This window comes from Stenotrophomonas sp. 107298_Sma (assembly GCF_056480345.1).
Window position 1 is genome coordinate 2074521 of sequence record NZ_CM151094.1, and the last position, 13233, is coordinate 2087753.

The 13233-nt window shown below is 66.6% G+C and carries 12 protein-coding genes; 4 read left to right on the forward strand and 8 right to left on the reverse strand.

The annotated features are described in order from the left end of the window. Positions 1-6: 6 nt before the first annotated feature. From mtnC to ACZK2G_RS09745, 5 genes are all read right to left on the reverse strand, one after another. A complete protein-coding gene (gene mtnC / locus ACZK2G_RS09725; protein ID WP_478475383.1) occupies positions 7-702 on the reverse strand; it encodes an acireductone synthase in 696 nt (231 codons plus the stop codon). A 3-nt stretch (positions 703-705) separates the two neighbouring features. Further along, the gene (locus ACZK2G_RS09730) at positions 706-1263 is read right to left on the reverse strand and encodes a 1,2-dihydroxy-3-keto-5-methylthiopentene dioxygenase (protein WP_094001930.1); all 558 of its coding nucleotides are present in this window, start codon (positions 1261-1263) and stop codon (positions 706-708) included. A gap of 92 nt (positions 1264-1355) precedes the next feature. Then, a complete protein-coding gene (locus ACZK2G_RS09735) occupies positions 1356-1997 on the reverse strand; it encodes a methylthioribulose 1-phosphate dehydratase (protein ID WP_136640002.1) in 642 nt (213 codons plus the stop codon). 545 nt (positions 1998-2542) lie between these two features. After that, positions 2543-3970, reverse strand: a complete 1428-nt coding sequence (locus ACZK2G_RS09740) for an amino acid permease (protein ID WP_032128776.1) — start codon at positions 3968-3970, stop codon at positions 2543-2545. 82 nt (positions 3971-4052) lie between these two features. Then, entirely contained in the window at positions 4053-5528 is a 1476-nt protein-coding gene (locus tag ACZK2G_RS09745) for an amino acid permease (protein WP_478475384.1), read from the reverse strand. A gap of 133 nt (positions 5529-5661) precedes the next feature. On the opposite strand from ACZK2G_RS09745, the gene ACZK2G_RS09750 reads away from it, so the two are divergent. Next, positions 5662-6276 (forward strand): NUDIX hydrolase, encoded by a 615-nt coding sequence (locus tag ACZK2G_RS09750; protein ID WP_136639674.1) that lies wholly within the window; start codon positions 5662-5664, stop codon positions 6274-6276. 94 nt (positions 6277-6370) lie between these two features. Here the strand turns inward: ACZK2G_RS09750 and serA are convergent, their stop codons facing one another. After that, positions 6371-7612, reverse strand: a complete 1242-nt coding sequence (gene serA / locus ACZK2G_RS09755) for a phosphoglycerate dehydrogenase (protein WP_046983718.1) — start codon at positions 7610-7612, stop codon at positions 6371-6373. 169 nt (positions 7613-7781) lie between these two features. Between serA and ACZK2G_RS09760 the strand changes: the two genes are divergently transcribed. The 3 genes from ACZK2G_RS09760 to ACZK2G_RS09770 all read left to right on the forward strand — a co-directional run bounded on the left by ACZK2G_RS09760 (position 7782) and on the right by ACZK2G_RS09770 (position 11369). After that, positions 7782-9170, forward strand: a complete 1389-nt coding sequence (locus ACZK2G_RS09760; protein ID WP_478475386.1) for an FAD-binding oxidoreductase — start codon at positions 7782-7784, stop codon at positions 9168-9170. A gap of 62 nt (positions 9171-9232) precedes the next feature. Continuing rightward, positions 9233-9532, forward strand: coding sequence for a DUF2388 domain-containing protein (locus ACZK2G_RS09765; RefSeq protein WP_046983720.1), 300 nt, complete (start codon positions 9233-9235; stop codon positions 9530-9532). Between the two features lie 10 nt (positions 9533-9542). Then, entirely contained in the window at positions 9543-11369 is a 1827-nt protein-coding gene (locus ACZK2G_RS09770) for a DUF7844 domain-containing protein (protein WP_478475387.1), read from the forward strand. Here ACZK2G_RS09770 and ACZK2G_RS09775 read toward each other — a convergent pair. Together ACZK2G_RS09775 and ACZK2G_RS09780 are read right to left on the reverse strand one after the other, a co-directional pair. Beyond that, positions 11347-12423, reverse strand: a complete 1077-nt coding sequence (locus ACZK2G_RS09775; protein ID WP_046983722.1) for an ATP-binding protein — start codon at positions 12421-12423, stop codon at positions 11347-11349. The genes ACZK2G_RS09770 and ACZK2G_RS09775 overlap by 23 nt on opposite strands. Continuing rightward, complete coding sequence (locus ACZK2G_RS09780; protein WP_430766576.1) at positions 12423-13139, reverse strand: response regulator; 717 nt, start codon at positions 13137-13139, stop codon at positions 12423-12425. Before ACZK2G_RS09780 ends, ACZK2G_RS09775 begins: the two co-directional genes overlap by 1 nt. Positions 13140-13233: the final 94 nt, after the last annotated feature.

The following is a 13233-nucleotide window of genomic DNA, read 5'->3' on the forward strand; positions in this document are numbered from 1 at the left end:
TCCTGCTTACAGCAGTATCTGCTGGAAGTTCTCGACGCGCTCGTGGCCGTTGGCGGCCTGGCCGGTGCGCGGCAGCGGGTAGTCATCCAGGCGATCGATCAGGCGGGTCTGCAGGCCGGCGTCTCGGGCGGCGTCCAGTTCCTCGACCACATCTGACAGGAACAGGATCTCGCCGGCCGGCACGCCAATGGCCTGCACGATGCGGCGGTAGCTGTCGGCCTCACGCTTGCCGCCGATTTCGGTGTCGAACCAGCCCGACACCAGCGGGCTGAGGTCACCGGCGTCGCTGAAGCCGAAGAACAGCTTCTGCGCCGGCACCGAGCCGGAGGAATACACGTACAGCGGCAGGCCGGAGGCGTGCCAGCCCTTCAGCACCGGCGCCACTTCCGGGTAGAAGTGCGCGGTGTAGTCGCCGCGGCGGTAGCCTTCGTTCCAGATCAGGCCCTGCAGCGCCTTCAGTGCGGTGTGCTTGCGGTCCTGGTCGATCCAGCCCTGCAGCGTCTCGGCTACCAGACCGTCCTGGCAGGCACCGCCGATCTCGGTAGCCACCGCATCCAGCCAGCGGCGCACCTCCGGCTGCTGGCCGTGTTCGGCGACGAACGCGGGCAAGGCCTTGCGGGCATAGGGGAACAGCACGTTCTTGACGAACGAGATGCTGCTGGTGGTGCCTTCGATATCGGTCAGGACGACGCGGGGCTGCATGGATCAGGATGCCTGGGTGGGTACGTAACGGGGGAATTTCTGCGCGATGTCGGTGCCGGTGAAGTGACCGACCCAGCCGTCCGGCTCGGTGAAGAAGCGGATCGCCACGAAGCTCGGCTCATCGCCCATGTCGAACCAGTGGGTGGTGCCATCGGGTACGGCGATCAGGTCGTCCTTCACGCACTCGATCTCGTAGACCTTGTCGCCCACGTGCAGGGTGAACAGGCCGGAGCCTGCGACGAAGAAGCGCACCTCGTCTTCCTTATGGAAGTGTTCGTCGAGGAACTTCTTGCGCAGCTCGGCGCGGTTCGGGTTGTCCGGGGCGATCGAGGCCACGTCCACGCTCTTGAAGCCACGCTCGGCGACCAGTCGATCGATGTCGGCGCGGTAGGCAGCGAACACCTCATCCTGGCTGGCGCCCGGCGCGACCGGCGCGGTGGCCTGCCAGCGTTCGAAGGTGACGCCGATCTTCTGCAGTTCGGCAGCGATGACCGCGCCGTCCTGGGTGTCCAGCAGCGGCGATTCGGGGCGGGTGTCGTCGTAGATGCGCAGTCGGCTCATGGCGGCAGCTTGAACGTCTCGGGGGGAAGACAGGGTAGCAGGGTGGGCACGAGGTGCAGATTCCGGATCGGCATCTGCACCTGCGCGCGGGTTCAGCCGCGCAGCTTGCGCAGCTCCAGCTCGCAATGCAGCAGGAACTCGAAGGCTTCCATGTGCCGGCGCGCTTCGGCCATGTCGCGGCCCCAGGCATACAGGCCGTGGCCGTCGATCAGGTACCCCCACAGGTTCTGCCGGTCGAGCAGGTCATCGACCTGCTTCGAAAGCACGTTCATGTCCTGGGTGTTGGCGAACACCGGAATATCGATGGCCATCTCATGGGTGCTGTTGCCGGCGAAGGCCTTCAGCAGCTCGTAGCCTTCGACCCGGATGTGGCCCTGCGGCGCGTACAGGCGCGAGGCGATGGTCTGCACCGGCGAGTGGGTGTGCAGTACGCAGCCGATCTCGGGAAAGCGACGATACAACTGGGTGTGCAGCAGCGTCTCGGCAGACGGGCGCAGCGGACGGCCGACGGCCTGGCCGTCGAAGTCCACCACCATGATGTCGTCCTCGATCAGGCGACCCTTGTCCTTGCCGGAGACGGTGATCGCGGCGTGGCGGTCGTCCAGGCGGTGGGAGAAGTTGCTGCTGGTGGCCGGGGTCCAGCCGGCGTGGGCCAGTTCGCGGACGTTGTCGATCAGCAGCTGGGCCAGTTCGCTCAGGCGCGCGGTGTCGTACGGGAAGGTGGGGGCGTTCATGCCGGCGATTTTACTGGATTCGGCCAACGGCTGAGCCCCTCGTGGCTGGGTGCCAGAAGCAGATTCCATGGATTGGCCGGTCGGGTGGGCTGTGCAGGGGACGCCGTGAACCCATCCCTGGGGGCTTGGCCGCGGCATCCATGCCGCGGACACCCCTGCACAGCCCACCCGACCGGCCACGGACAGATTCCGTGCGGCCAGCCACGGATTGAAGAAAGAAAGGCAGAAGCGGGTCGCTTCGCCCCGCTTGCTCGGAGCGGAGCTTGGCTCCGCTCTACAGCAGATTCGTCCCCGAACATTCATTTCCCGGAACGCTTCATCCACGCATGGCGTGGATCTACTGGACGCGCCAGGACGCTGTCGGGGGCGGGGAGGGGTGAGATTGCGGGGGCGTGAGCCGCATGGATGCGGCGATCGAGCTTACAGGGACGTACTTGCAGCGTCCCCCGCAATCTCACCCCTCCCCGCCAAACCTTCAGACCCGCTGTTGCTGTTGCTGTTGCCCCAGCGGGTGCAGGGCCGCAGGCCCTGCAATGCAGAAAACCTTACTTCCCGCGCAGGCGGCTGTGCCTGAAGCCGTAGCAGAAGTAGATCACGAAGCCGACGAACGTCCACACGCCCATCAGCATCCAGTTGTGCATCGTCATCGCCGACAGCAGGGCAAGACAACTCAGCACGCCCAGGCTGCAGATCAGCCACGCCATCGGCATGCGGAATGGACGCGGCAGGTCCGGCTGGGTGCGGCGCAGGATCAGCACGCCCGCGCAGACCGCCGCGAACGCGATCAGCGTGCCCATCGAGGTCAGTTCACCGAGGATGTCCAGCGGGAACAGCGCCGCCAGCAGGGCGATGCCGATGCCGGTGATCACGGTGTTGATGTGCGGGGTGCGGTACTTCGGGTGGATCTTGGTGAACACCGGCGGCAGCAGGCCGTCGCGGCCCATGATCATGAAGATGCGCGGCTGGCCGATGATCATCACCAGCACCACCGAGGACAGGCCGACCAGTGCGCCTACCTCGACCACCCAGCGCAACCAGCCCAGCTGCGGATGCGCGGCCACCGCGGTCACCACCGGCTCGTCGGTGCCCAGCAGCTGGAACGGCACCAGGCCGGTCATCACTGCGGCCATCGCGATGTACAGCACGGTGCAGATCACCAGCGACAGCATCATGCCGAACGGCATGTCGCGCTGCGGGTTCTTCGACTCCTGCGCCGCCACCGATACCGCCTCGAAACCGATGTAGGCGAAGAACACCATCGCCGCACCACGCAGCACGCCTTCCATGCCGTACTTGCCGGGGCCTTCGTTGGCGGGGATGAACGGGGTCCAGTTGCTGGTGTCCACGTACTTCCAGCCCACCACGATGACCAGCACGATCAGGCCGGTCTTGAGCACGACCATCGCCATGTTCATCGCCGAGGACTTGCTGATGCCGACGTAGCACAGCCAGGTCAGCAGCAGCACCAGTGCGGCGGCGGGCAGGTTGGCGATCGCGCCGGTCGGGCGCAGCTGCGCGTCGAGTGGCGCGCTGACCAGCGCCGCCGGTAGATGGATGTCGAACTGGCTGAGCAGGCTGAGGAAATAGCCCGTCCAGCTGACCGCCACCGCCGAGGCGGAGACGCCGTACTCGAGCACCAGCATCCAGCCGATGAACCAGGCAGAGAGCTCGCCGAAGGTGGCGTAGGTATAGGTGTAGGCGCTGCCGGAGACGGGCACCATCGAGGCGAATTCGGCATAGGCCAGCGCGCAGAAGGCGCAGCAGATCGCCGCCAGTACGAAGGACAGCATGATGGCCGGGCCGGCGTGGTTGGCGGCGGCCTGGCCGGTGATGACGAAAATGCCGCCGCCGATCACCGCGCCGATGCCGAGGGCGGTCAGGCCCCACGGGCCGAGGTGGCGGCGCAGGCTCAGGCCGTTGGCGTCTTCATGGGCGGCATGCGGGTGCTTGGTGGCCCACAGTTGCTTGAACATGTGTGGTGGTCTTGTCGAAGCGCGCCGCAACGGGCGCGCGGGGAAAACGGACGGGCCGGCGCAGGGCCGGCCCGTAGGCGGATCAGGAGGACTTGGCCAGCTTGCTGTTGCGGATGCCGTAGCCCAGGTAGATCAGCAGGCCGAGCAGGGTCCAGCCAACGAACAGGTGCCAATGCACCACGAACGCCTGCCAGAACAGGAACAGGCAGGTGGCCGCGCCGAGCGGGCAGATGATCCACACCGCCGGCACGCGGAACGGGCGGTGCAGGTCCGGCTTGGAATAGCGCAGTACCAGCACGCCGATGCAGACCGTGGCGAAGGCCAGCAGGGTACCCATCGACACCAGTTCGCCCAGCACGTTCAGCGGCACCAGGCCGGCCAGTGCGGCGGCGATCACGCCGACCACGATGGTGGCGACGTACGGGGTGCGGAAGCGGGCATGTACCTTGCCGAAGAACTTCGGCAGCAGGCCGTCGCGGGAGATGGTGTAGGCGATGCGGGTCTGGCCCATCATCATCACCAGCACCACCGAGGACAGGCCGGCGATGGCACCGATCTCGACCAGCGTCTTCAGCCAGGCCAGGGTCGGGTAGGGCTCCAGCGCGGTGGCTACCGGCTTGTCGGTGCCCAGCAGGTGGTACGGCATCATGCCGGTCAGTACCGCGCAGACGATGATGTAGACAATGGTGCATACCGCCAGCGAGCCGAGCAGGCCGATCGGCATGTTGCGCTGCGGGTCCTTGGTTTCGCCGGCGGCGGTGGAGACCGCATCGAAGCCGATGTAGGCGAAGAACACGATCGTTGCCGCACGGAACACGCCGCTCCAGCCGAACTCACCCGCCACGCCGGTGTTTTCCGGGATGAACGGTTGCCAGTTGGCCGGATCGATGTGGGCCGCGCCGATGCCGATGAACAGGCAGATGACGGTGACCTTGATCGCCACGATGATCGCGTTGACGAAGGCCGACTGGGTCACGCCCACGTACAGCAGGCCGGACACCGCCGCGACGATCAGCACCGCCGGCAGGTTGAACAGCTTGCCCGAGGCGATGAACTCGCTGCCGGTCCAGGTAATGGGAGCTGCGCTGAGCGCATCCGGGAACGGCATGTGCAACGTGGTGGTGATGAAGCTGATCAGGTACGCCGACCAGCCCACCGCGACCGAGGCCGAGGCGAACAGGTACTCCAGCACAAGGCACCAGCCGATGAACCAGGCCATGCCTTCGCCGAGGGTGGCATAGGAATAGGAGTAGGCACTGCCGGAGACCGGCATCATCGCTGCGAACTCGGCGTAGCACAGGCCCGCCAGGGCGCACGCGAAACCGGCGATGACGAACGACAGCATCACTGCCGGGCCGGCGTGGTTGGCCGCAGCCTGGCCGGTCAGCACGAAGATGCCTGCGCCGATCACCGCACCCACGCCAAGCAGGATGAGGTGTTTAGCCGTGAGGGTCCGTTTCAACGTGGCTTCGCCGTCCAGGCTGCCTTCGATGGGTTCGCCAGCATCGACGTGCCCGGCCGGTTCAACCGGCTTGACCCTCAACAGAGCTTTCAGCATGCAGTACTTCCTAGTGATCGGATTGGGTGGGCCGCCGATACGTTGCCGGCAACCCTGGAATGGTGAAGGCCGCGCGAACGGCCCGCTGTACCTTAGCCAAAGCTGAAGCCAACGCACAAGCGCAATCGCAACAATGAACGGCGATAATGAGCAGTATTTTTCCAAACGCCGCCCATTCATGAGCCAGACCGCCGAAACCCTTGCCGTGCTTGACGATCGCCTGCGTGGCCTGCTGCGGGACTATGCCCGCCGCGAGCCCGCCCACGACGCACTGGCTGCCGAATTCGGCACATTGTTGGACGATCCGGAAGATCCGTTCCGTCGTGAACGGCTGGCTGGCCACTTCACCGCCAGCTGCTGGCTGGTCAGTGCCGATGGCCAGCGCCTGCTGCTGACCCACCACCGCAAGCTGCAGCGCTGGCTGCAGTTGGGCGGCCACGCCGACGGCGACCGCGACCTGGCTCAGGTGGCGCTGAAGGAAGCCGAGGAGGAGTCGGGCCTGAGCGGCCTGGTGCTGGAAGACCCGGCCATCTTCGATATCGACAAGCATTGGATTCCGGAGCGCAAGGACGTGCCGGGGCACTGGCACTACGACGTGCGTTTCGTGATCCGGGCGCTGGGTGGCGAGGTCTTCGTGCTCAGCGAGGAGTCACTCGACCTGGCCTGGCGGTCGGTCGATGAGGTCGCGGTCGATCCGCAATCGGATGAATCCATGCAGCGCATGGCGCGCCGCTGGTTGGCGCGCTAGCAACCTGTAGAGCCGAGCCGATGCTCGGCTCAATGCGGGCCGGAACCGCAGCCGAGCATGGGCTCGGCTCTACAAGTGCACGGCGGGATCCGCGTCAATACAGGATGCGCGTGCGCAGCGTACCCGGAATCGCGGCCAGCTCGTCGCGCACCGCAGCAGCCTGTTCCTCGCTGGCGGTGATATCGATCACCACGTAGCCCACCTTCGGGTCGGTGCGCAGGAACTGGCCGTCGATGTTGACGTTGTGGCGCGAGAAGATCTCGTTGACCTTGGACAGCACGCCCGGCACGTTCTGGTGGATGTGCAGCAGGCGCAGGCTATCGGCGTGCTCGGGCAGGGTCACTTCCGGGAAGTTGACCGCCGACAGGGTGCTGCCGTTGTCGCTGTAGCGCACCAGCTTGGCCGCTACTTCAATGCCGATGTTGTCCTGTGCTTCCAGCGTGCTGCCACCCACGTGCGGAGTCAGGATCACGTTGTCGTGGCGGGTCAGCGGCGATTCGAAGATATCGCCGTTGCCCTTCGGTTCGACCGGGAACACGTCCAGCGCTGCGCCGCCGAGGTGGCCGCTGGCCAGGGCTGCATCCAGCGCATCGATGTCGACCACGGTGCCGCGCGCGGCGTTGATCAGGTGCGCGCCCTTGCGCATCTTCGCCAGCTCGGTGCTGCCGATCATCCACTGCGTGGACGGGGTCTCCGGCACGTGCAGGGTGACGATGTCGGCGCGCGCCAGCAGGTCGTCGAGGCTGGCCGCGGCCCGGGCATTGCCCAGTGACAGCTTGGTTTCCACATCGTGGAAGATCACCTGCATGCCCAGCGATTCGGCCAGCACACCCACCTGGGTGCCGATGTGGCCATAGCCGATGATGCCCAGGGTCTTGCCGCGCACTTCGTGGCTGCCGCTGGCCGACTTCGACCAGCCGCCGCGGTGGCATTCGGCATTCTTCTGCGGAATGCCACGTGTCAGCATGATCGCCTCGGCGATCACCAGTTCGGCCACGCTGCGGGTGTTGGAGTAGGGCGCGTTGAACACCGGGATGCCGGCCAGTTCGGCCGCGTCCAGGTCGACCTGGTTGGTGCCGATGCAGAAGCAGCCCACCGCGATCAGACGCTTGGCCTCGGCCAGCACTTCGGCGCTGAGCTGGGTGCGCGAGCGGATGCCGACGATGTGTGCCTCGGCGATGCGCGCCTTCAGTTCGTCTTCGGGCAGCGCCTTGGTGTGCGCTTCGATCTGGCTGTAGCCGGCGGCGCTGAACACCTCCACGGCGGTCTGGCTGACCCCCTCCAGCAACAGCACGCGGATATCCTGCTTCGGGAACGAGGTCTTCTTCGGCGACATGGGGCGACACGGCCAGTGGGACAGGGGCTGACCACTATGCCAGATCGTGTCGCCCATGGTGCAGTGCGCAATTGGTTGCATCCGTAGCTATCTGGGCCGCTGCAGGGCTGGACGCTGGCGCGCGCCGCTGGCACGCTTGCCCGTTCTTCACGCACCGCGCTGGACCGTCATGACCGATTCCCGCATTGCCTCGCTGCAACAGGCCTGTCCCGCCCTGAAGCTGAAGACCGACCCGGCCGACCTGGAGCATTACGGGCGCGACTGGACCCGGCGCTGGACGCCGGCGCCGCTGGCGATCGCACTGCCGGCCACGGTCGAAGAAGTGCAGGCGGTGATGCGCTGGAGTATGGAAGAGGGCGTGGCCGTGGTGCCGTCCGGTGGCCGCACCGGCCTCTCGGGTGGCGCGGTGGCCGCCAACGGCGAGCTGGTGCTCAGCCTGGAACGGATGAACAAGGCGCTGGCCTACGACGCGGTCGATCGCACCCTGGTAGTGCAGGCCGGCATGCCGCTGGAAGCCGTGCACAACGCCGCGCTGGACCACGGCCTGATCTACCCGGTGGATTTTGCCGCGCGCGGCTCGTGCTCGATCGGCGGCAACATCGCTACCAACGCTGGTGGCATCCGCGTGATCCGCTACGGCAACACCCGCGAGTGGATCGCCGGGCTGAAGGTGGTCACTGCCAGCGGCGATCTGCTGGAGCTCAACAAGGGCCTGATCAAGAACTCCAGCGGCTATGACTTCCGCCAGCTGCTGATCGGCTCGGAGGGCACGCTGGGTGTGATCGTCGAGGCGACGGTGAAGCTGACCGACCCTCCGCCGGCCAGCAACGTGATGCTGTTGGCACTGCCCAGCTTCGACGTGCTGATGCAGGTATTCGCCGCGTTCCGCGCGCGCCTGCAGCTGCAGGCCTTCGAGTTCTTCACCGACCGGGCACTGGAGCACGTGCTGGCACATGGCGCACAGGCGCCGTTCGACGAAGTGCACCCGTATTACGTGGTGACCGAGTTCGCGGCCGGCGACGAGGCTCAGGAAGCGGCGGCGATGGCGGCCTTCGAGGACTGCATGGGCAATGGCTGGGTCAGCGACGGCGTGATCAGTGCCAGCGACGCCCAGGCCGCGCAGCTGTGGCGCCTGCGCGAGGGCATCACCGAATCGCTGGCGCGCTACAAACCCTACAAGAACGACGTTTCAGTGCGGATCTCGGCGATGCCGGCGTTCCTGGCCGAGACCCAGGCGCTGATCGGGCAGGCCTATCCGCATTTCGACGTGGTCTGGTTCGGCCATATCGGTGACGGCAATCTGCATATCAATGTGCTCAAACCCGACGACACCAGTGACGCTGATTTCGTGGCGCAATGCGAGCACGTAACCAAGCTGCTGGCACAGGTGCTGGCCCGCTTCGATGGCAGCATCTCGGCCGAGCACGGTATCGGTCTGGTCAAGAAGGGCTACCTGGACAGCACCCGCGGGCCGGCTGAGATCGCGCTGATGAAGGCGGTCAAACGCGCGTTCGATCCCCAAGCGCGGCTGAATCCCGGCAAGCTGTTCGACCTCTGAGTCGGGCAAATCCTTCACGTACCCGTTACGCTCCACGCATTCTCACAACCGGCTTCGAACCGATGACCCGTCCGCTTCTGCTGCTTGCCCTGCTGTCCCTGCCGCTGGCCGGCTTCGCTTCCAGCTTCGCTGGCACTTCGGCCGGCTCGGCCACCGGTGCGTCCTCCGGTTCGTCGGGCAGCAGCTCGGGCGATGACAAGGTGGTACTGGCTGCGCGCGACGATGCGGCTGCGTTCGTCGCCAGCGACGGCCAGATCCGTGGCGCCCGCCTGCAGGCGGCGCTGGTCCACCTGCGCGAGCAGAGCACCGCCGCACAGCAGCAGAGCGACCTGGAACTGGCCCGCACCCTGCTGGCGCGTTGATCCGGGCCGCATGACACCCGTGTTGAATGCCGCCGGGCATCGCCCGGCGCCACCGAAACGCGGGTGGCTTGTCGCATTGGCGTGGCTGGGCATTCCCGCGGCATATGCCGCTGACCGCCTGCAGCTGGACCCTGCCGGTCTCGACCCGGCGCAGCAGCAGCTCGCCCGCCAGACCCTGGCCGACGTGCAGTCGCTGTTGCCGCAAGGCCTGCTGCACGCCTTGCCTGCGCAGGTACGGGTGGCCTGGCGCGATGACCTGCCGGATGACGTGCACGGCCGAACCTTCGCCGGTCAGATCGCGCTGCGCCGCGAGTTGCTGGATGACGGCATGCCCGGCGCCCGCCGTGCGCGCCGCAGTGCGCTGGTACACGAGCTGACCCATGTTGCCGACCGCAGTGGCGCGAACTGGTCGCGCAGTGCGCGTTGGCGGGACCTGGCGGGGTGGCAGCGCAAGCCGTGGCACCTCGGCCGTGGCGACAACGACTTCCGTGACCGTAGTCCGGATGCCTATGAACTGAAAAGTCCGGCCGAGTATCTGGCGGTGAACGCCGAGCATTTCGTGCTCGACAGTGAGTTCGCCTGCCGGCGACCGGCGCTGGCGCAGTGGTACCAAGCGCATTTTGGAGCGCCGCCTTCGCTGCCTCAGCCGCACTGCTCTACGACAATGCCGTTGCTGCAGGCCGAACCGGAAGAGGGCGCTGCATCGCTGCTGCAACTTGACCCGGCGCGCGTCTACGCAGTGGATTACCTGTTTGCCGAAGGCAGTGCCCAGCCGATGAGCCGCTGGGGCCACAGCATGCTTCGGTTGGTGATCTGCCGGCCTGACCGTGCGCCGGGGCCGGACTGTCGCCTGGACCTGGAGTACCACCGGGTACTGTCGTTCCGTGCGTTCGTCGGTGACGTGCAGATTTCCAACTGGCGTGGGCTGACCGGCGGTTATCCCTCGCGGCTGTTCGTGCTTCCGCTGCAGCAGGTTGTGGACGAGTACACCAAGGTCGAGCTGCGCGGGTTGCAATCGCTGCCGTTGCAGTTGGAGCGCAGCGAGATCGCCAGCCTGCTTGAGCGCACAGCACAGGTGCACTGGAGCTACGACGGGCGCTACTACTTCGTCAGCAACAACTGCGCGGTGGAAACCGCAAAGCTGTTGCAGGCCGGCGTGCCGAGGTTGGGCGAGGCAGGCCTGGCCCAGCTCAGCCCGCGTGGGTTGAAGCGGCGGCTGTCGCGGCTGCAGGTACTGGATGAGCAGGTGCTGGCTGATCGCGATTCAGCACAGGCGCAGGGTTACTACTTCGCCTCGGCACGCGACCACTACCAGCAGTTGTTCGGCGTGGCGGCAGCCCGGCTGGCATTGCCCGCACGTGATGTACGCGGCTGGTTGAAGCTGCCTGCACAGCAACGGGCACCGTGGTTGCTGAAGGGCGACCTGCGCGCCAGCGCCGGCCTGCTGCTGCTGGAACAGGCCGCACAGCGGCGTGCCGAGCTGCGCGCACGTGACGTGCTCAAGCGCCGGTTGCTGGCCGCGCCCGACAGCGCAGAAACCCGCAGCCTTCGTGGGCTGCTTGAGCAGAGCGGGCAATGGCTGCGGCCGGGCACCCTGCTGCGGGACGCTGGCTACGGGCTGCCGTTGGCTGACGAACAGGCGGTGCTGACCGAGGCCGTGTCCACCGCCAGCGCACAGGCAGTACCGGCGTGGCAGGCGCTGCGCGTGCAGCTGCGTCAGCAGCTGCCGGTGAAGCAACGCGATGAGATGGATGCGATCGATGCCAACCTGGCCAGGCTCGGCGCGCATCTGCGCGAACAGGCCGCTGCACCGGCTACTGGCGCGGCAGTTCGATGACGAAACGGCTGCCGCCGGCACTGCCCGGCGAGCAGTAGACGCGGCCGCCGTGCGCGTCTGCGATGGCCTTGACCACCGCCAGACCCAGCCCGCTGCCGCCGCCCTGGCGTGAGCGCGAGCCATCGGCGCGCATGAACGGGGTGAAGATATCGGCATGCAAGGCCGGGTCGATGCCCGGGCCCTCGTCCTCGATCGCCACCTGCACATGGCCGGGCGTGTCGTGCACGGCAATCCGCACCTTGCCCGGGCTGGCGTAGCGGCGCGCGTTCTCCAGCAGTGCCAGCAATGCCTGGCGCAGCCGGGTCGGATCGCAATGGGCGGTGTGCTCCTCGCGGCTGGTTTCCAGTTCCAGCACGAAGCCGGCGGCGCGGAACTGGGGGTCGACCAGGGTCATCACCGAATGCACCTCGGCCACTACGTCGGTGCGCGCGCGGCGTACATCCAGCCGTGCATTGTCGGACAGGCTCAGCACGCGCAGATCTTCGATCAGGCGCGAAAGGCCTTCGACCTGGGCAAGCAGGCTGCGGAACTGGGATTCGTCTGGCTGGAAGACTCCTTCGGCCAACCCTTGCAGGCGGCCGCGCAGGATCGTCACCGGTGTCCGCAGCTCATGGGCGATGGCCGCATGCCACATCGAACGTTCGCTCTCCATGTGCTGCAGGCGGCGCGCCATCGCATTGAAATCCTCGACCAGGGTGGCCACTTCGCCCGGCGAGTTTTCCTCGACGCTGGCGCGCGCGCCGAGGTCGCCGCCCGCGAGCGCGCGCACGCTGTCGACCAGTGAATTCAACGGTGACAGGATGCGGTGGGCAAGACGGAACGAGGCGGCGATGGCCAGTGCAAGGCCAGTCAGGATCACGCCGACCATCCATGCCAGTTCGGGGCCGGTCGGCAGCCAGCTTTCCGGCTCATCGGTAGTGCCGGGGAAGAATTCGACCAGCACTGCATACAGCAGCCAAGACGACAGGATCATCATCACGATGACGCCGATCACCATCAGCGACATCGAAACGATGATGTGGCGGCTGAGCCCGGAGCGGCGCAGTCGGGCCATCAGCGGTCGGCCATCAACCGGTAGCCGACACCGCGCACGCTGGCAGGAACGTTGACCATGCCAACTTCATCCAGCTTGCGGCGCAGCTTGCTGACATGGCTGTCGACCGTGCGCTCCAGCGCCTCGCTTTCCGGCAGGCATTCGTGCATCAGTTCGCTGCGGCTGAAGATGCGGGTCGGCGCCAGCGCCATGCAGTGCAGCAGCTTGAACTCGGTGAGCGTGAGCAGCACTTCGTGGCTGTAGCCGTCACCCTCCACGTGCACGGCGTGGGTGGCCGAGTCGATCAACAGCGGGCCCACGCGCAATGCGGTGGGTGCGTCCACGCGCGAGGTGCGCAGCGTACGCCGCAGCACGGCACGCACGCGCGCCGCCACTTCGGCGGGATTGAACGGCTTGACCACATAGTCGTCGGCGCCCATGCGCAGCGCGGTCAGCTTGTCCAGGTCCTGGTCCAGTGCAGTCAGCATTATCACTGGCGTCTCGCCGCGCTGGCGCAGCTGGGTCAACACGCTCCATCCATCCAGGCGCGGCAGCTGCACATCGAGCAGGACCAGGTCGGGGCGGGCGCTGCGATGCAGGTCCAGCGCACTGTGGCCATCGGCGGCACGGAGCGTGCGCAGTCCTTCGCGTTCGAGGTAGGCGGTGAGAATGTCGGCGATCTCGCCCTCATCCTCAACGATCAGGACGAGGGCGGCGAGGGCAGGGGAGGCTTGCATGCGGGGGGCGGGGCCTTAAGGTGCTTGCCTCCATCGTATCTCCACAGTTCCTCCATCGAAACCCCATCATCGCCACGCAGACTGCACGCTTCAG